Raw genomic sequence first — 18,011 nt, forward strand, 5'->3', positions numbered from 1 at the left:
CTCAGCCTGCCTTCCAGTCCTCGATCGGAACCGGCCGGCCGAACAGATAGCCCTGGAACAGCTCGCAGCCGCGCGTCAGCAGCAGCTCGTGCTGGGCGGCGGTCTCGACACCCTCGGCCACCACCTTCAGGTCGAGCGAGCGGCTGAGCGCGAGGATCGCGCGCACGATCGCCTCGCTGCTGGTGTCCTTCTCCATGTCGCGCACGAACATCTGGTCGATCTTGAGCTGGTCGAAGGGCAGGCGCTTGAGATAGGACAGCGAGGAATAGCCGGTGCCGAAATCGTCGAGTGCGAACCTCACCCCCAGGGCCTTGATCTGGCGCATGCGCAGCACCGTGGTCTCGATGTCGCCGATCACCACGCTCTCGGTGAGCTCGATCTCGAGGCCGCCGGGGCGGATGCGGTGGCGCTCGATCGCCGCCGCCACCTTGCCGACGAAGTCGGGCTGGTGGAACTGGCGCGCGCTGACGTTGATCGACAGGCTCAGCCCGGCCGTGGAGGGCGTGCGCTGCCATGCACGCAGTTGCGCACAGGCGGTCTCCAGCACCCACTCGCCGATCGGCACGATGAGGCCGGTCTCCTCGGCGAGCGGGATGAAGGCGGCGGGCGAGATCATCTCGCCCTCGGCGTCGAAGCAGCGGATCAGCGCCTCGGCACCGATCACGCGGCCGTTGCGGTCGAGTTGCGGCTGGTAGTACAGGCGGAAGCCGTTGCCGGCCAGCGCCGCGCGCAGCTTCAGCTCCAGGTCGGCGCGCGCGGCCACCACCGCCTGCATCGCCTCGCTGAAGAAGCGGATCAGGTTGCGGCCGTCGTCCTTGGCGCGCGCCACCGCCACCTCGGCCTGCTTGAGCACCGCGTCGGCCGCCGCGTTGCGGCCGCGGAACAGGGTCAGGCCCAGGCTCGCGCCGACGTGGTAGGGGCCGCTCGCGAGGCCGAGCTCGCAGGGCGCGGTCACGCAGCGGTGCAGGTGCTCGGCGATCTTCTCGGCGCGGCCGATCGCTTCGTCGCGGTCCGCGCCCAGGTTCTCGACCACGATCGCGAAGTCGTCGTCGCCCACCCGCGCCACCGTGTCCTCCTCGCGCAGCGCGCCGCGCAGGCGCTGCGCCACCTCGCGCAGCAGGGCATCGCCCACCTCGTGGCCCTGGGTGTCGTTGAGCAGCTTGAAGTGGTCGATGTCGAGCAGCATCAGCATGCCGCTCGCGCCGCTGCGCGCGCTCGCTGCGATGGCGTGGCGCAGGCGGTCCCACATCAGGCTGCGGTTGGGCAGGCCGGTGAGGGTGTCGTAGTAGGCGAGCTGGCGGATGCGCGCCTCGGCCTCGCGGCGCCCGGTGATGTCCTCCTTGATCGCCACATAGTGGCTGACGCTGCCGTCGGCCTGCTTGATCGGCGCGATCGTGGCGAGCTCGGTGTAGGTGCCGCCGTCCTTGCGGGTGTTGATGAACTCGCCGCGCCACACCTCGCCGCGGCCGAGCGTGGCCCACAGGTCGGCATAGGTGGCGGCGGGGGTCTTGCCGGCGTTGAGCAGGCGCGGGTTCTGGCCGATCGCCTCTGCGGCGGTGTAGCCGGTGGTGCGCACGAAGGCCTCGTTGACATACTCGATGCGACCATCGGTGTCGGTGATCACGATCGTGTTCGGGCTCTGCTCGACGGCCAGTGCGAGCTGGCGCAGGCGCAGCTCGACCTCCTTCTGCGCGGTGATGTCCTGGCCGATCGAGTGCACTTCGACGCAGCGCCCCTCCTCGTCGAGCACCGGCAGGTCGAGCCAGCGCAGCCAGCGCGTGCGGCCGTCGGCCTGGCGGAGGCGGCGATCGGTGGTGAGCGTGCCGGCGCCCTGCAGCATCCGCGCGATGGCGGCGTGGACCTCCGCGCGCTTCGCCTCCGGCACGTTGTCGATCCAGCGCGTGCCCGGCAGGGACGCGGCCTCGGTGCCGAGCAGTTCGGCGTAGCGCTCGTTGCAGGTCAGCAGCGTGGTATCGGGCCGCCAGGCGCAGGTCGCCTCCCGGCGGCTGTCGATGAGGGCGTCGAAGCTGCGCTTGCTGCGCGCGAGCTGGCGGCGGCTGCGGTGCAGGGCAGCCTGCAGCGCCAGCAGCAGGCCCAGGGTGGCCAAGGCGATGATCGTGGCGACGGTCGCGGTCTGCCGCCAGGGCGCGAATTGCTCGGAGATCGCGCGGCCGATCACCACGTAGAAGGGGTAGTCGCGCAGCGCCTGGAAGGCGAAGCTGCGCTCGACTTCGTCCGCGATGCCGACGTAGCGCGCGCTGCCGGACGTCTCGCCGCGGCGGATGGCCAGGAAAGGCTCGGTGCTGGTGATGTCGGCGACCCGGCTGGCGCCGTGGTCCGGCAAGCGCAGCACCAGGCGGCCGTCGTCGCTGCGCCGGATGCTGACCATGCCCTGGCGACCGGCGTCCACCCCGAGCAGCAGGTCCTGCAGGCGCTGCAGGTCGAGCGCGACCGCGACCACGCCGACGAAATCGCCCGCCGGGTTGCGGATCGCTTCGTAGGCCACCACGACCTCGCGCGGGCCGGCCTTGTAGATCACGGGCTCGGAGGAGGCGAGCGCGTCCTGGCGGTGTTCGCGGGCGTGGCGGAAATATTCGCGGTCGCCGATGTCCCATTGCGGCGGCGTGTCGAGGGTGCTGGCCAGGATCTTGCCCTGCGCGTCGGTCACCAGGATGGCGACGGCTTCCGGAAAGCCGCGCGCCAGATGCTGCAGCTCCAGCTGCAGCTGCACCAGCGAGGCCTCCCACGCGGGGGTGCCCGCGTTCTCGTGCAGGCCGATGCGGATGTACTTGTCGCGCATGAACCCGATGCTCATCTCGATGCGGCGCAGCGCGCCCTCGATCTGCGTGGCTAGCACGCGCACCTCGTTGCGCAAGGCGGTGGTGGTGATCGTCTCGGCCGAGCGGTGGGAGAACAGCAGGAAGGCGGCGAGCAGCCCGAACACCAGCAGCACCGCCACCGCCGCCTGGACCAGCGGACGCTCGAAGACGCCGCCGCGCGGGGCGCTCATCGGACCCCCTGCGCACGCGTGCTGCGCGTCGGCGCCCGGTGCGGGACGAGGAAGCGGCGCGCGGAATCGGACATGGGGAGCAATCGGACAGGGAACAAGCCGCAATTATCCGGACAGCAGCAGACAGGTCACTGCACTATGTCACGACGGGCGACGCAAATCCGCCCGGCATGCGAGCGGGACACGCACGGCGCGGTCCGCGATTCATGGAAAATGGCGGCCTCTTCGATCCTCCGCGGAAGCCACCATGACCCCCACCTTCGCCCCCGTCGCCCTCGAACACGCCAGCCGGCTCCTCAACCACGGACCCACGGTGCTCGTCACCAGCGCCCAGGGTGGTCGGCGCAACGTGATGGCGGCGGCGTGGTCGATGCCGGTCGAGTTCTCTCCGCCGCGCATCGCCATCGTGATCGACAAGCGCACCTTCACCCGCGAACTGATCGCCGCCAGTGGCTGTTTCGGAGTGTGCATCCCGGGCGCGGCGCTCGCCGACCTGACGTTTGCGGTGGGCAGTTGCAGTGGCCGCGAGGGCGACAAGTTCGCGCGCTTCGGCATCGCGGCGCTCGCGGGGCCCGTGCTGGGCGTGCCGCTGATCGAGGCCGGCTGCGCGGCGTGGATGGAGTGCCGCCTGATCCCCGAGCGCCACACCGAGGACGCCTACGACACCTGCTTCGCCGAGGTCGTGGCCGCGGCCGCCGACGCGCGGGTGTTCTCGTCCGGGCGTTGGGACCTGCGCGCCGACAACGCCGAACTGCATACGCTCCACCACCTCGGCGCCGGCAACTTCGCCCGCGCCGCCGACGTCGTCCGCGCACGCCCTCTGTAGGCGCGCCGGCAGGCGCGATCGGCCGGACGAAACCGGTCTTTACCCGCCGGAAGGGGGCGGTCCCTTCGGCGGTGCGGCGATCGCCATGCGCAGTCCCCACAGGCCCAGCAAGGCGAGGCCGAGGAGCGCGAGCACGCCGGGCTCCGGCACGGGCCTGCCGACGGTGGCCGCTGGTGCGCTCGCATCGGGGTGGGTCACGAAGCCGATCGTGAAGGGCGGATCGTCCGCCACGCAGCCTTGTGCGGACGCACAAACACCCAGCAGGTAGTTGCCCGGCGCCAGCATGTCGACGGAGAAGTCCAGCCAGCCCTCGGAGATGCACGGGTTGGGCGGATACTCGGCGCTGCCCACAAAGCAGGCCTCGTCGGGCAGGCCGCTCTCTCGCACCAGGCGGATCGGCAGGGCTTCGTCGTCGAAGCCGTCGAGGCGGGCGAGGATCGCAAGCGGGCCGCCGGCGAAGTGGAAGCGGAACACGTCGATGCTGTCGTCGCCGCCGATGCTGCCCTGGATGCGTTCGATGGAGGTTCCGACCACGTCCTGCGGCGAGGCGAAATCACCGGCGTCGCCGCGTTCCTGGAACACCGCGCCGGCGTGCGCGGCGAACGGGATGCAGCAAAGCAGCAGGCTGCAGAGGATGCGCGCGATCATGCTGGCCTCCTTGCTCCGGAGTGTCGGGTACTGCCCTCCCTTGGGGTGAAGCATTCGCCGTGCCCGACGATCAGGCCATTGATTATCTGCGCCTATTTTTGAAGGTTCGGCACCGGGTGTAAAAAATTCCGACACTTCCATGCCGGCCAGCGGCCGGTTTCAGCTGTGCCGCCGTGCCTTGCCTTCGGCCTTGTCGCGGTACATCGCGGCATCGGCGTGGCGGGCGAGGGTGGTGGAGTCGCTGCCGTCCTGCGGGTAGTGGGCGAGGCCCATGCTCACCGAAACCGCGAGCTCTCCACCGTCGATCATGAACGGGCGGTCGATCGCCGCGCGGATCTTGTCCGCGACCACTCTGGCGTCTTCGGCCGACGCGATCCCGGGCAGCAGCACGACGAACTCGTCGCCGCCGATGCGCGCCGCGGTGTCGGACTCGCGGATGCTCTGGCGGATGCGCGCCGCCACGCCTTCGAGCACGCGGTCGCCGACGACGTGGCCGAGGCGGTCGTTGATCGGCTTGAAATCATCGATATCGACGAACAGCAAGGCCAGCCCGCCGTCGTCGCGGCGGGCGGACGCGAGCGCCACCGCCATGCGGTCGTCGAAGAGCGCGCGGTTGGGCAGCCCGGTGAGCGCGTCGTGGCGGGCGAGGTGCTCGAGCTCGCGGCGGCGGTGTTCGAGCTCGGCCAACTGCTGCCCGATCTGGGTGCGCAGCTCGGCGAAGCGGCGGGCGAGGGCGCCGATCTCGTCCTGACGCTCGACCGGCAGCGCCGGGGCCTGGTCGTTGTCGTAGAAGTTCTGCACCGCGGCGCCCAGCACCTCGATCGGATGGGTGATCGCGCGGGCGAGGATGGCCGCGAGCAGGATGCCGGTGAGGCTCATGCCGATGACGATCTGCAGCATGATCCCGCGCAGCGGATCGAGCTCGGCGAGCACGGCGGCGCGTGGGCGCGCGAGGCCGAGGATGAAGGCGCCCTCTTCGGTGCGCAGCTGCACCCGCGCGGCGATGAAGGCGGCGACCAGCGGCGCCTGCGCGTGCTCGCCGGCATCGCTGTCGATCATCGACTCGCTGCTGCGGCCGTCGATCACGGCCTGCGTGGCGGGGAACTCGTCCTGCACCCGTACCCGGCGTCCCTTGTCGAAGCCGAAGGTGCGCGCGGGGTCGGGGTGGATCAGGTAGTCGCCCGCGCTGTTGGCGAGGTAGAGCAGGAAGTCGGCGGGCAGGTCGGCGGCGAGCAGGGCGAACACGCCGTTGAGGTCGATGCTGCCCACGATCACCCCGCGTGGCCGGCCCGATTCGTCGACGACCGGGGTGGCGAGCTGCACCGCGGGCCGGCCGAGGGCGGCGTGCGAGCCACGCTCGCGATTGATGCTCACGCGCGACATGTAAACCTCGCCCGCTGCCAGCGCGAGGGCGTCGAAGACGTAGGGGTAGTGGCCCTTTTCCTGCAGCGCGTCGCCGTCCACGCGCAGCAGTGCGTCGCCGTCGCGGTCGATCCGCACGCGCTCGAGGCCGTGGTCGGCGGCGCCGATCAGGCGGAGCTGGAAGTAGGCGCGGTTGGCCGCCATCGGCAGGGCGAGCAGGGTCGCGAGCTGCGTCGCAGCCTGCGGGTCGTCGCTCTCCAGCGCCGCGAGCGCGGCCGGGTGGCGGGCGAGCGCGAGCAGGGTGCGCGAGATGTCCTCGCGCACCTGCGTGATGCGCTGCGCGAGCACCCGGGTGGAGGTGAGCAGCTCGGCACGCGCGCTGTCCACCAGCACGGTCTCGCTGGCGCGCTGGGCCTGGAAGGCGGTGATGCCGGCGGAGAGCATGCCGGACAGGGCGAGTACGACGCCAAGACGGGCGGCGATGCCGAATCTCATGGCGCGAGCACCCGTGCGCCGCGGTCGCCGGAGAGGATGCGCTCCCACAGCAGGTTGCGGCGTTCGACGTCCTCGACCGGTTCGAGCCAGACCAGGCGGTCGGTTTCGGCCTGGTGCGGCGCCGGGTCGCGGGTGTTGTCGAGGCCGTGGCGCGCGCTCAGCACGTGCGCCGGGCCGGTGCCGAGCAGGTGGTCGATCCACGCCAGCGCGAGCGCCTGGTTACGTGCGCCGCGCGTCACCACCCAGCAGTCGAGCCAGGCGAGCGCGCCTTCGCGCGGGATCGCATAGCCCACGTCCGCCCCCGCTGCGCGCAGGAGCTGCAGCTGCTGGGTGCCGTAATTGGCGTACATCAGCGCCGCACCGCGGCTGACGAACAGATGCGCGGATTCTTCCGGCTGGGCGTAGAAGGTCAGCAGGTTGCGGCGCAACTCGACCAGACGCTCGACCGCCGGCGCCCAGTCGGCGGCGTCGAGGCGGAAGGGCGATGCCTTGCCCAGCATCTGTGCGGCGAGCGAGAAGTTGTGCGAGCCGCTGTTGTACACCAGCACCTTGCCGCGGTAGCGGGCGTCCCACAGCGCGGCGATGGACTGGGGTGGCGCGTCGAACTGGCGCCGATCGTAGATCAGGCCCATTTCGGCCCAGGCATAGGGGATGGCGTACAGCTTGCCATCGCGAGTCGTGCCGGGCAGCGTTGCCGGGTTGCGGAAGCGCGGCAATTGCGCACCGAGGTTGGGCAGCGCGGCCGGATCGATCGCCACGGCCACGCCGCGGTCGATGTAGCGCTGCAGCTCGGCGGTATTGACCGCGAACACGTCGTAGTCGGTCGCGTCGTTCGTGCTGAGCTTCTGCCACAGCGTTTCGTCGGAATCGACCTGGGTGACTTCGACCCGGGCGCCGGTGCGGGCCTCGAAGGCCTGCACCACGTCGGCGTCGGCATAGCCCGGCCAGCTCAGCACGCGCAACACCTCGGTCGCGCAGGCCGTGCCGGAGAGTGCGAGCGCGAGCACAAGCCAGGGGAGGCGATGCAGGCTCAAGCGACGAAGCATGACGGATCGGCTCCTGGATCTGGCGGCGGGGAAGGATCTTGGGGGGTGCGAGGCAGTTTAAGCGCGCCGAGCCTGCCGCGGAAGCGCGCCCGACGGCTGGCCGCCAGCCGCCGCCGGGCGGTGGACGGGCCGCCCATGCTGGAGCGCCGCAAGTCGCGATCGCGGCCTTGGGGCACTCCGCTGCCGCTCATCGTGCCCGGTGCCGCTCGATCCTGCGGGCCGCCTCGTCGATCTGTTATCTTCGATCCCATGGACCCCATCATCTCGATCTCCGCTCTGTCCAAGACCTACGCCTCCGGCTTCTCCGCGCTGAAGACCGTCGACCTCGACATCCGCCGCGGCGAGATCTTCGCGCTGCTCGGGCCCAACGGCGCGGGCAAGACCACGCTGATCAGCATCGTGTGCGGCCTGGTCAATGCCAGCTCGGGCAGCGTGCGGGTGGATGGTCACGACATCGTGCGCGACTACCGCGCCGCGCGCGCCCTCGTCGGCCTGGTGCCGCAGGAACTCACCACCGACGCCTTCGAGACGGTGTGGAACACGGTGAGCTTCACGCGCGGCCTGTTCGGCAAGCCGCCCGACCCGGCCTACATCGAGCAGCTGCTGAAGGACTTGTCGCTGTGGGCGAAGAAGGATGCCAGGCTGATGATGCTCTCGGGCGGCATGAAGCGCCGCGTGCTGATCGCCAAGGCGCTCTCGCACGAGCCGCGCATCCTCTTCCTCGACGAGCCCACCGCCGGGGTGGACGTGGAGCTGCGCCGCGACATGTGGCAGCTCGTGCGCCGCTTGCGCGACAGCGGCGTCACCGTGATCCTGACCACGCACTACATCGAGGAGGCGGAGGAGATGGCCGACCGCATCGGCGTGATCGCCAAGGGTGCGCTGATCCTGGTCGAGGACAAGGCCGTGCTGATGACGAAGCTCGGCGGCAAGCAGCTCACGCTGCAACTGGCGGCGCCGCTCGCCGAGGTCCCGCCCGCGCTCGCGCGCTACGGGCTGGTGCTGGGCAAGGGCGGCAAAACGCTGGTCTATCGCTACGAGGTCGGCAGGGGCGAAGGCGGGGAAGGGGGCGAGGGCAGCGATCCGGCAGGCGATGGCGCGATCGCAGGCTTGCTGCAGGACCTCGCCGCCGCGGGGATCATGTTCACCGACCTGCACACTACCCAGCGTTCGCTCGAAGAGATCTTCGTCAGCCTGGTGAGCGAGCGCGAAGCGCCGGGTACGGACGAGCGGGGCAACCGGGCCGAGGCCGCAGGGGAGGGCGCACGATGAACTGGCACGCGGTCCGCGCGATCTACCTGTTCGAGATGGCGCGCACGAAGCGCACGCTGCTGCAGAGCGTGCTGGCGCCGGTGATCACCACCTCGCTGTATTTCGTCGTCTTCGGCTCGGCGATCGGCGCGCGCATCCCCGAGATCGAGGGCGTGAGCTACGGCGCCTTCATCGTGCCCGGCCTGATCATGCTCAACCTGCTCACCCAGAGCGTGTCGAACGCCTCCTTCGGCATCTTCTTCCCGAAGTTCTCGCGCACGATCTACGAGATCCTGTCGGCGCCGGTGTCGCACTTCGAGATCGTGCTGAGCTACGTGGGCGCGGCGGCGACCAAGGCGGTGATCCTGAGCCTGATCATCCTCGCCACCGCCACCTTCTTCGTGCCGCTGCGCATCGAGCATCCGCTGTGGATGATCGCCTTCCTGCTGCTCACCGCGATGAGCTTCAGCCTGCTCGGCTTCATCCTCGGCATCTGGGCGGACAACTTCGAGAAGCTGCAGCTCGTGCCGCTGCTGATCATCACCCCGCTGACCTTCCTCGGCGGCAGTTTCTACTCGATCGACATGCTGCCGGCGGGGTGGCGCACGGTGTCGCTGTTCAACCCCGTGGTGTACCTGGTGAGCGGCTTCCGCTGGAGCTTCTACGGCAGCGCGGATGTGGCGGTGGGGGTGAGCCTGGCGATGACGCTGCTGTTCCTGGCGGTGTTCGTGGGGGTGGCGACCTGGATGTTGAGGACGGGGTATCGGCTGAAGCCTTGAGGGGCGCAGGCCCGCCGGCTGGCGTCGCATCCGGGGTGCCGCATCCCGGGCGTCGGAATCGCGACTTGCGTCGCTCCCACGGGAGATTCCGGACCGGTGCGTTTTCCGGTCACCGCGGCGATTCCGTCTACCGCCGCGGGTCCGTGCTTCTCCCGTGGGAGCGACGCAAGTCGCGATTGCAGCGGTGACGGATCGCCACCACTGCAATCGCTTGCGACGGAGGTGCCGCGGCGCAAGGCCCGGCGCCTCGCCCCTTACGGGTACAGCCCGCGCTCCGCGCGCGCCTCCAGCACCCGCGCGCAGGCGATGATGAAGGCGGCGGTGCGCAGCGACACCTGCTTCTCCTGGGCCACCTTCCAGATCGCGGTGAAGGCGGCGACCATGATGCGCTCGAGGCGCTCGTTGATTTCGTCCTCGGTCCAGAAGAAGCTGGAGAAGTCCTGCACCCATTCGAAGTACGACACGGTGACGCCACCGGCGTTGGCGAGCACGTCGGGCACGACCAGGATGCCGCGCTCGTGGAGGATGTCGTCCGCGGCCGGGGTGGTCGGGCCGTTGGCGCCCTCGACGACGATGCGTGCACGCGCGCCGGCAGCCCGCTCGACGGTGAGCTGGCCTTCGAGCGCGGCAGGGACGAGAAACTCGCACTCGAGGCGCCAGAACGCCTCGGGGTCGATCGGCGCGGCGCCGGCGAAGCCCTTCAGGCCGCCGTTCGCGGCGGTGTGCTCGAGCGCGGCGGGGATGTCGATGCCGGCCTCGTTCACCAGGATGGCGGTATGGTCGGCGATCGCGATCACGCGCGCGCCGGCGTCGTGGAACATGCGCGCGCCGATGCCGCCGACGTTGCCGAAGCCCTGCACGACCACGCGCGCGCCCTCGATCGGCAGGCGCAGGTGGCGGGCGGCCTCGCGCGCGGCGATGAAGACGCCGCGGCCGGTGGCTTCCTGGCGGCCCAGGCTGCCGCCGAGCGCGATCGGCTTGCCGGTGACGACGCCGGTGGCGGTGCCGCCGCGGTTCATCGAGAAGGTGTCCATCATGATCGCCATCGTCATCGCGTTGGTGCCGACGTCGGGCGCGGGGATGTCCTTGTCCGGGCCGATGATGATGCCGATCTCGGAGGTGTAGCGGCGGGTGATGCGCTGCAGCTCGCCCTTGCTGACGCTCGCCGGATCGACGCGGATGCCGCCCTTGGCGCCGCCGAAGGGGAGCCCGACCGCGGCGTTCTTGATCGTCATCCAGCCGGCCAGCGCCATCACCTCGTTGAGGGTGACGTCGGGGTGGAAGCGCACGCCGCCCTTGCCCGGGCCACGCGACAGGTTGTGCTGCACGCGGTAGCCCTCGTAGTGGGCGACGGTGCCGTCGTCGCGCTCGATCGGCACATCCACGATCAGCGCGCGCTTGGGATGCTTGAGGGTCTCGATCCAGCGTTCGAGCGCGCCGAGATGGGGGCGCACGCGCTCGATCTGCTCGACGAAGCTCGCCCACGGCTCGGGCGCCGCCGGGTTCAGGTAGGAAAGGCCGCCGACGCGGTCGAGGGCCGCCTTGTCTTGTGGTGTCGCACTCATCTGTCTGCCTCGTGTGGTGTGAGAAGGTGCGCGCATTGTGTGGATTGCCCTGGCCCGAAGGCATGCCGTTGCTACATCGGGTCATGCGTCTTGCGCATAGGGTGGCCGGAGGGGCCGGTGAGTCGGTGTGCAGCCGCGTGCCTCGGCTACCCGCGGCGCTCGGGTTCTGGTGTAGGAGCGACGCGAGTCGCGATTGCGGCGAGTCGGATCCCGCAGGATGTTGATCGCGGGCGGGCCGCCGCAATCGCGACTTGCGTCGCTCCTGCAGCGGTTCCTACAGAGGCTTTGCGGCGAGGTGCTGCCACAGGCGCAGCAGCTCGGGCTTGGTGTTGGCGCGGTCGCGGTAGAGGCGGACCTCCATCTCCAGGCTCCACTCCGGGCCGCCGGCGACCACCACCTCGCCGCGTTCCACCTCGCGCGCGACCGCGCTCGCGGGCAGGAAGGCGAGGCCGTGACCGGCGAGCAGCATGGCCTTGAGGCTCTCGGCCATGTCGGATTCGTACTGCAGGGCGAGGTGGGCCGGATGGGCGGCGCGGTCGAGGATGGTGTCGACCATGCGGCGCAGGTAGGTGTTGGGTCCGTAGCGCAGGAAGGGGATGGGCGCCTCGGCCGAACCGGGCAGCTGCCAGCCCGCGCTGCGCGCGAGCCGGCGCGGCAGGTAGGGGCGCACGCGCTCGACCGCGAGCTGGATGCCTTCGAAGCGCGCGGGATCGAGCCACACCGGGTGGGTCGGATGGTGGTAGCACAGCAGCAGATCGCAGCCGCCTTCCACCAGCATGGTCACCACGTCATGCACGTTGCCCGCGATCAGCCGCGTGGGGACCTCGCCGAACTCGGCCTTGAGCCGCCCCAGCCAGGTCGGGAAGAAGGCGAAGGCGAGCGTGTGCGGGACGGCGAACACGAGCGCGTCGCCCGCGGTCGTCTGGTGGCCGCGCACCAGCGCGCGCGCCGCATGCAGGCGGTGGATGAGATCCGCCGCCGGTCCCTTGAAGGCCTCGCCCGCTTCGGTGAGCCGGGTCGGGAAGGTGCTGCGGTCGACCAGCGCCACCCCCAGCCAGGCCTCGAGCGCGCGGATCCGGCGCGAGAAGGCGGGCTGCGAGACGTGGCGCTGCTCGGCCGAGCGCGAGAAGCTCCCGCTGTCGGCGAGGCTGAGGAAATCTTCCAGCCATTTGAGTTCCATGGGCGGGCCCTGCAGGGGGAGAGACCCCATTGTATGCAGGAAATCCGCCGGCGTTCCCCGCGTACCGCCGCTCGGCGCCCGTCGCCCATCGGGTCCGGTGCTCGCCGGGCCGGGGCAGGACGCGCGCGGCCGACATGCCCGGGTATGCATGCGGGATTCGCAGGCCCTATAATGGGGCGTTTCGTGAACTGGTTCGCATGATTCAGGTAACCGGGCGCGACTGCGCCGCAAAATTGCGGCAGAGTTCGCGCACTGTCCCCCAATCCCCCATGCGCCGGAGAGCCCCCGTCGACGCCCGTCGCGGTACGACCGATGATCCGTACCTCGCTCAATTTCCGCCTGTGGCTGACGATCGCGATCGCGGTACTTCCAGTGCTGCTGTTCGTCTTTTTCGACTTCCACGAGCGCCGTGAACAGGCGGTGGCCGAGACCCGCGCCGAGATCGCGCTGCGCCTGGCGGATGCGAACCGCGAGGCGCAGGCCGCGCATCGCGCGGTCGCGTTGGTGTTGCGGATCATGGCGCGCTCCAACGACCTGCAAGCGCTGGATTCCGCGCAATGCTCGGGCATCGCCGGGCGCCTGCTCGAGTCGCTGGACGGTTTCGCAAACATCGGCGCCGCGCTGCCCGACGGGGAGATCTTCTGCAGCGGGAGGCCGATGAGCGCCCCGGTGACGGTGATCGATCGCGCCTGGTTCCGCACTTCTCTCGACAGTGATGAAATTTCCCCCGGGGAGTTTGTCATCGGCAGGGTGTCGGGAACGCCGAGCATGGCTTTCGGCTACCCGCTGCGTGCGGCGGACGGCACGCTGCGTGCGGTGATCTTCGCCACCATCACGGTGGCGTGGTTCGATCGCCTGATCGAAGGGTTCCGCCTGCCTGAGGGTTGGGAGGCGAGCGTGATCAGCAATTCCGGCCTGGTGCTCGCGCACCAGCCCGAGCGTGCGCCCGAGGGCTGGCGCGCGCACAAGGTCCCCGCGACGACGCTCGCGCGCATGGCCGCCGTCGTGCGCGACGAAGGCGGCATCGCCGAACTCGCCGGCATCGATGGCGTGCAGCGCCTGTACGGCATCGGCGTGCCGGATTTCGCCCCTGGCAGCGGCTTTTTCGCGATCGGTGCGCCGCTGGAGCGCTCGCTGGAGGCGGCGGGGCAGCGCCTGCTGATGTACCTGGCCCTGGTCGCGGCCATCGCGCTGGCCTCCGCGCTGATCGCGCGCTTGTACATCTACCGGCTGATCGAGGTGTGGGCGACGCGGGTGCGCGGTGCGATTGCCGAGATCGCTGCCGGGCGGCGCGATGCGCGCATCGGGCAGGCCACCGGCGTTGCCGAGCTCGACGCGCTCTCCGAGGGCATCGACCAGATGGCGTTGGAGATCGGCAAGCGCGAGGGCGAGCTGCAACGCCTGTCGATGGTGATCGAGCAGAGCCCGGAGTCGATCGTCATCACCGACACCGCGGGGTGCATCCTGTATGTGAACGAGGCCTTCCAGCGCATCACGGGCTATGCGCGCGACGAGGTGCTCGGACGCAACCCGCGCATCCTCAACGGCGGGTTGACGCCGCGCGCAACCTACGAGCAGATGTGGGCGACCTTGCTTGCAGGCGAGGTGTGGCGCGGCGAGTTCCACAACGTCCGCAAGGACGGCTCCGCCTATCTCGAGCTGGCGACGATCGCGCCGATCAAGGACGCGGGCGGCACGGTCACCCACTACGTGGCGGTCAAGGAGGACATCACGCAGCGCAAGCAATCCGAGGCGCTGCTGCACCGGCTGGCCTACTTCGATGCGCTGACCGGGCTGCCCAACCGCGCGCTGCTGCACGACCGCATCGCCCAGGCCATCCGCAGCGGTGTGCGCCGCGAGAGCTTCGGCATGCTGATGCTGGTCGACATCGATCGCTTCCGCCAGCTCAACGACACCCTCGGTCACGCCGCCGGAGACCGCCTGCTGTGCGAGGTCGCGGCGCGCCTGCGCGCGAGCGTGCGCGAGGAGGACACGGTCGCGCGCCATGGCGACGACGACTTCGCCGTGCTCGTCGAGCGCATCGGCGAAACCGAGGCCGATGCGCTGAGCCACGCCGAGCACGTCGCACGCAAGCTCCAGCGCGCGCTGCAACAACCCTATGTGCTCGGTGGTACGGAGGGCGACCGCCACTTCGCGACGCTGAGCTTCGGCATCAGCCTGTTCCACGACGGCGTGAGCTCGCTCGAGAGCCTGCTCAAGCAGGCCGAGGTGGCCTTGTACCGGGCCAAGCAGGACGGGCGCGACATCGTGCGCTTCTTCAACCCCGAGATGCAGGCGGTGGTCGATGCCCACGCCCGTCTCGAGGCCCGCATGCACGAGGCGCTGGAAGCGAACGCCTTCCGGCTCTTCTTCCAGCCCCAGGTCAACCGGCGCGGCGTGGTGATCGGCGCCGAGGCCCTGCTGCGCTGGCCGCTCGACGGTGGCGCCATGGTGTCGCCGGCCGAGTTCATCCCGCTCGCCGAGGACACCGGCCACATCGTCCGTCTCGGCTTGTGGGTGCTGCGCAGCGCCTGTGCCCAGCTCGCGCGCTGGCAGATGAACGAGGGCACGCGCCACCTCAAGATCGCGGTCAACGTCAGCGCGCGCCAGTTCCACCAGCCCGACTTCGTCGCCAGCGTGAAGGACTCCGTGCGCGCCGCGGCCATCGACCCTTGCCGCCTCGAGCTGGAGCTCACCGAGAGCGCGATCCTGTCGGACGTGGACGAGACCATCCGGCGCATGAACGAGCTGCGCGCGCTCGGCATCCGCTTCGCGCTCGACGACTTCGGCACCGGCTACTCCTCGCTGTCCTACCTCAAGCGCCTGCCCTTGGACCAGTTGAAGATCGACCAGTCCTTCGTGCGCGACATGGCCGAGGACGAGGGCAGCGAGGCGATCGTGCTGGCGATCCTGTCGCTGAGCCACGCGCTCGGCCTGGAGGTGGTGGCCGAGGGGGTGGAGATGCCGGAGCAGCGCGACTTCCTGCGCCAGCATGGGTGCGATTCCTTTCAGGGTTACCTGTTCGGCAAGCCGCTGCCGATGGAGGCCTGGGGCGACTTCCTCGAGATGATCTGAGGCCGGCCGCGCGCCCTGCCTACACCGGCACGCCCAGCACGTGCGTCGCCGCCACCGCACGGTCGTCCCCAAGCATCATCAGCACGAAGAGGCGCTCCTCCAGCGTCGCGCAGGCGGCGCTGCGGCGCTCGAGCAGGGGCGTTGCGCGCGGGTTCAGGACGACGAAGTCGGCCTCCTTGCCGGGCGCGAGGTTGCCGATGCGGTCGTCGAGGTAGAGGCTGTGCGCGCCGCCCAGGGTGGCGAGGTGGAAAGCGCTCGCCGCCGACAGCGACTGGCCGGCGAGCTGCAGCACCTTGTAGGCCTCGTTCATGGTCTGCAGCATCGAGAAGCTGGTGCCGCCCCCCACGTCCGTGCCCAGTCCCACGCGCACGCCGAGCGCGCGCGCGCGCCGCAGGTCGAAGAGCCCCGAGCCGAGGAAGAGGTTGGAGGTGGGGCAGAAGCTGATCGCCGCGCCGGTCTCGGCCATGTGCCGGCGGTCGGCGTCGTCGAGCCAGATGCAGTGCGCGAACACCGCGCGCGTGCCGAGCTGGCCGGCGCGGGCATACACGTCGAGGTAGCTGCGCGCCTGCGGGTACAGCTGCGCCACCCAGGCCACCTCGGCGCGGTTCTCGGCGAGGTGCGACTGCAGGAAGACGCCCGGGTGCTCGTTGAAGAGGCGACCGGCGAGCGTCATCTGCGCGGGCGTGGAGGTGGGCGCGAAGCGCGGGGTGATGGCGTACAGCAGGCGGTCGCGGTTGTGCCAGCGCTCGATCAAGGCCTTCGACTCCGCGTAGCCGGTCTCCGCCGTGTCGCGCAGGAAGTCGGGGCAGTTGCGGTCCATCAGCACCTTGCCGGTGATCATGCGCATGCGGCGCGCGCGCGCGGCCTCGAAGAGCGCATCCACCGAGGCCGCGTGCACCGTGGCGAAGGCCGCCGCGGTGGTGGTGCCGTTGCGCAGCAGCTCGTCGCAGAAGAAGCCGGCGACCTCGGCGGCATGCGCGCGGTCGGCGAAGCGGCGCTCGGCGGGGAAGGTGTATTTCTCCAGCCATTCGAGCAGCTGCTCGCCGTGGCTGGCGATGATGTCGGTCTGCGGGTAGTGCACGTGGGTGTCGACGAAGCCGGGCAGGATCAGCTTGCCGCGGTGGTCGGCGAGCGGCGTGCCGGCGGGCAGCTTGGGCAACAGCGCGGCGGCGGGGCCGCATTCGGCGACGTGGCCGTCGCGCACGATCAGCACGCCGTCGGCGAAGTGCTCGAGCGCGCGCGGGTCGGCCGCGGGGTCGGCGAGGAAGTGGACGATCTCGCCGCGTACGGCGGAGAGCCGCGGGGAGGGTGGGGCGGAGGGCTTCATGTCTCGTGGCCGGATTCCGTGGGTTGCGTGGCCGGTGCGCCCGCTGCGGGCCGGCGCGGCGTGCTCGGGGGATGCGCTTGCGGGCGCAGGCGCATCACTTCGGCGGCGATCGCGAGCGCGATCACCTCGGCTTCCTTGCCCGGCAGGCCGGGCAGGCCGACCGGGCAGCGCAGGCGTGCGATGCGCGCTTCTTCGATTCCGCGCGCGTGCAGGCGGTGGGCGAAGCGCGCGCGCTTGGTCTGCGAGCCGATCAGGCCGCAAAAGCGGAAGTCGTCGCGCGCGAGGATGGCTTCGACCAGCTCGAAGTCGAGCGCGTGGCTGTGGGTGAGGACCAGGAAGACCGCGCCCGCGGGCGCCGCGCGCACCTCCGCCGTCGGCGTGTCGGTGCAGTGCGGTTCGACATTGGGCGCAAGCGCGGGCGGGAATTCCTGCGCGCGCGCGTCGACCCAGCGCACGCGCAGCGGCAGCCGCCCGAACAGCTCCGCCAGCGCCCGCCCCACATGGCCCGCGCCGAACATCACCACCTGCAGCGCCGGCGGCGGGCTCGCATCGAGCAGGATCGCCGTCCCGAGCGCCGCGGCGGATCCGGGCGCTGTCGCCGATCCGTCGGCCCGATCGCGACTCGCGTCGCTCCTACGAGGAGCGGCGAGGTCTTCCTGTGGGAGCGACGCGAGTCGCGATCCGGCGCCCGGGGCCGGGGGCGCGGCGGATCCCGGCGCCGTCGCCCCCTCGTCGGCCCGATCGCGACTCGCGTCGCTCCTACGAGGAGCGGCGAGGTCTTCCTGTGGGAGCGACGCGAGTCGCGATCCGGCGCTCGGGGCGGGGGGCGCGGCGGATCCCGGCGCCGTCGCCCCCTCGTCGGCCCGATCGCGACTCGCGTCGCTCCTACAGCCGAGCATGAACAGGAGGAGGGCGGTGTCCTCGCCGGCGGCGAGGAGGTCGCGGGCGTGGGCGGAGAGGGCCGGGTCGGTGCAGGTGTGTCCCACCGATTCGCGGTCGAACACCGCGACCGCGCCGGCGTGCGGGCCGTCGATGAAGATCCGCCGCCCCCAGGCGCGGCCTGCGGCGGCGAGCGTGGCGGCGCGCCCGACCCACTCCCGCTGTGCCGGGCCGACGCGCTCGAAGGCCAGCACCACGACGCCGCCGCAGCACTGGCCGAGGCTGGCGCCGAGGGCGAAACGTTCGAGGCGCGGGGAAGGGGCGTCGGCGACGAGCAGCTCGCGCGCGATCCCGATGGCGCGCTGCTCCAGCCGGCCGCCGCCGACGCTGCCCTGCACCTGGGCGGCCGTCACCACCATGTGCGCACCCGCGGCGCGCGGTGCCGAACCTCGTGTGGCGGCGACCGTGACCAGGACCGCGCGGGCGTCGGTCTCGAGCAGACAGGAGAGGGTGGAGATCCAGGAGGGCAAGGGGAGGTGAGCTGCGAAGGACGAAACGTCGGGGGGTC

The 18,011-nt window shown here is 70.7% G+C and carries 12 protein-coding genes; 4 read left to right on the forward strand and 8 right to left on the reverse strand.

The features are described from left to right. Position 1: 1 nt before the first annotated feature. Positions 2-3,010 carry a bifunctional diguanylate cyclase/phosphodiesterase gene (locus ACZ5PP_RS18995; RefSeq protein WP_464826461.1) on the reverse strand — a complete coding sequence of 1,003 codons (3,009 nt, stop codon included), beginning with the start codon at positions 3,008-3,010 and terminating at the stop codon, positions 2-4. A 247-nt stretch (positions 3,011-3,257) separates the two neighbouring features. Here ACZ5PP_RS18995 and ACZ5PP_RS19000 point away from each other — a divergent pair, with 247 nt between their 5' ends. After that, a complete protein-coding gene (locus ACZ5PP_RS19000) occupies positions 3,258-3,836 on the forward strand; it encodes a flavin reductase family protein (RefSeq protein ID WP_004309126.1) in 579 nt (192 codons plus the stop codon). A gap of 39 nt (positions 3,837-3,875) precedes the next feature. Here the strand turns inward: ACZ5PP_RS19000 and ACZ5PP_RS19005 are convergent, their stop codons facing one another. The 3 genes from ACZ5PP_RS19005 to ACZ5PP_RS19015 all read right to left on the reverse strand — a co-directional run bounded on the left by ACZ5PP_RS19005 (position 3,876) and on the right by ACZ5PP_RS19015 (position 7,387). Further along, positions 3,876-4,484, reverse strand: coding sequence for a PEP-CTERM sorting domain-containing protein (locus tag ACZ5PP_RS19005; RefSeq protein WP_043742945.1), 609 nt, complete (start codon positions 4,482-4,484; stop codon positions 3,876-3,878). A gap of 159 nt (positions 4,485-4,643) precedes the next feature. After that, a complete protein-coding gene (locus ACZ5PP_RS19010; protein WP_464826462.1) occupies positions 4,644-6,341 on the reverse strand; it encodes a diguanylate cyclase domain-containing protein in 1,698 nt (565 codons plus the stop codon). After that, positions 6,338-7,387, reverse strand: coding sequence for an ABC transporter substrate-binding protein (locus ACZ5PP_RS19015; protein ID WP_004309123.1), 1,050 nt, complete (start codon positions 7,385-7,387; stop codon positions 6,338-6,340). Before ACZ5PP_RS19015 ends, ACZ5PP_RS19010 begins: the two co-directional genes overlap by 4 nt. 249 nt (positions 7,388-7,636) lie before the next feature. Between ACZ5PP_RS19015 and ACZ5PP_RS19020 the strand changes: the two genes are divergently transcribed. Together ACZ5PP_RS19020 and ACZ5PP_RS19025 are read left to right on the forward strand one after the other, a co-directional pair. Then, positions 7,637-8,659: an ABC transporter ATP-binding protein gene (locus tag ACZ5PP_RS19020; protein ID WP_464826463.1), complete on the forward strand. Its 1,023-nt coding sequence runs from the start codon at positions 7,637-7,639 to the stop codon at positions 8,657-8,659. Further along, positions 8,656-9,417, forward strand: coding sequence for an ABC transporter permease (locus ACZ5PP_RS19025; RefSeq protein ID WP_012584972.1), 762 nt, complete (start codon positions 8,656-8,658; stop codon positions 9,415-9,417). Before ACZ5PP_RS19020 ends, ACZ5PP_RS19025 begins: the two co-directional genes overlap by 4 nt. A 254-nt stretch (positions 9,418-9,671) precedes the next feature. Here ACZ5PP_RS19025 and ACZ5PP_RS19030 read toward each other — a convergent pair whose 3' ends face one another. Continuing rightward, positions 9,672-10,982, reverse strand: coding sequence for a Glu/Leu/Phe/Val family dehydrogenase (locus ACZ5PP_RS19030; RefSeq protein WP_273423593.1), 1,311 nt, complete (start codon positions 10,980-10,982; stop codon positions 9,672-9,674). Positions 10,983-11,256: 274 nt separating this feature from the next. Continuing rightward, complete coding sequence (locus ACZ5PP_RS19035) at positions 11,257-12,162, reverse strand: LysR family transcriptional regulator (RefSeq protein WP_004309117.1); 906 nt, start codon at positions 12,160-12,162, stop codon at positions 11,257-11,259. 312 nt (positions 12,163-12,474) lie between these two features. Here ACZ5PP_RS19035 and ACZ5PP_RS19040 point away from each other — a divergent pair, with 312 nt between their 5' ends. Continuing rightward, positions 12,475-15,237, forward strand: a complete 2,763-nt coding sequence (locus tag ACZ5PP_RS19040; protein ID WP_464826464.1) for a bifunctional diguanylate cyclase/phosphodiesterase — start codon at positions 12,475-12,477, stop codon at positions 15,235-15,237. A gap of 19 nt (positions 15,238-15,256) precedes the next feature. Here ACZ5PP_RS19040 and guaD read toward each other — a convergent pair whose 3' ends face one another. Together guaD and xdhC are read right to left on the reverse strand one after the other, a co-directional pair. After that, positions 15,257-16,564 (reverse strand): guanine deaminase, encoded by a 1,308-nt coding sequence (gene guaD, locus ACZ5PP_RS19045; RefSeq protein ID WP_004309111.1) that lies wholly within the window; start codon positions 16,562-16,564, stop codon positions 15,257-15,259. Next, positions 16,561-17,973: a xanthine dehydrogenase accessory protein XdhC gene (xdhC, locus tag ACZ5PP_RS19050; RefSeq protein WP_464826465.1), complete on the reverse strand. Its 1,413-nt coding sequence runs from the start codon at positions 17,971-17,973 to the stop codon at positions 16,561-16,563. The genes guaD and xdhC overlap by 4 nt, the downstream gene beginning before the upstream one ends. Positions 17,974-18,011: the final 38 nt, after the last annotated feature.

The organism is Thauera sp. DNT-1, assembly GCF_055393985.1.

Bases quoted from the DNA above. Each gene is read 5' to 3' on its own strand.
- ACZ5PP_RS19010 (WP_464826462.1), bottom strand. From the start codon at position 6,341: ATGAGATTCGGCATCGCCGCCCGTCTTGGCGTCGTACTCGCCCTGTCC.
- ACZ5PP_RS19040 (WP_464826464.1), top strand. From the start codon at position 12,475: ATGATCCGTACCTCGCTCAATTTCCGCCTGTGGCTGACGATCGCGATC.
- ACZ5PP_RS19035 (WP_004309117.1), bottom strand. From the start codon at position 12,162: ATGGAACTCAAATGGCTGGAAGATTTCCTCAGCCTCGCCGACAGCGGG.
- ACZ5PP_RS19000 (WP_004309126.1), top strand. From the start codon at position 3,258: ATGACCCCCACCTTCGCCCCCGTCGCCCTCGAACACGCCAGCCGGCTC.
- ACZ5PP_RS19005 (WP_043742945.1), bottom strand. From the start codon at position 4,484: ATGATCGCGCGCATCCTCTGCAGCCTGCTGCTTTGCTGCATCCCGTTC.
- guaD (WP_004309111.1), bottom strand. From the start codon at position 16,564: ATGAAGCCCTCCGCCCCACCCTCCCCGCGGCTCTCCGCCGTACGCGGC.
- ACZ5PP_RS19025 (WP_012584972.1), top strand. From the start codon at position 8,656: ATGAACTGGCACGCGGTCCGCGCGATCTACCTGTTCGAGATGGCGCGC.
- ACZ5PP_RS19020 (WP_464826463.1), top strand. From the start codon at position 7,637: ATGGACCCCATCATCTCGATCTCCGCTCTGTCCAAGACCTACGCCTCC.
- ACZ5PP_RS19030 (WP_273423593.1), bottom strand. From the start codon at position 10,982: ATGAGTGCGACACCACAAGACAAGGCGGCCCTCGACCGCGTCGGCGGC.
- ACZ5PP_RS19015 (WP_004309123.1), bottom strand. From the start codon at position 7,387: ATGCTTCGTCGCTTGAGCCTGCATCGCCTCCCCTGGCTTGTGCTCGCG.
- ACZ5PP_RS18995 (WP_464826461.1), bottom strand. From the start codon at position 3,010: ATGAGCGCCCCGCGCGGCGGCGTCTTCGAGCGTCCGCTGGTCCAGGCG.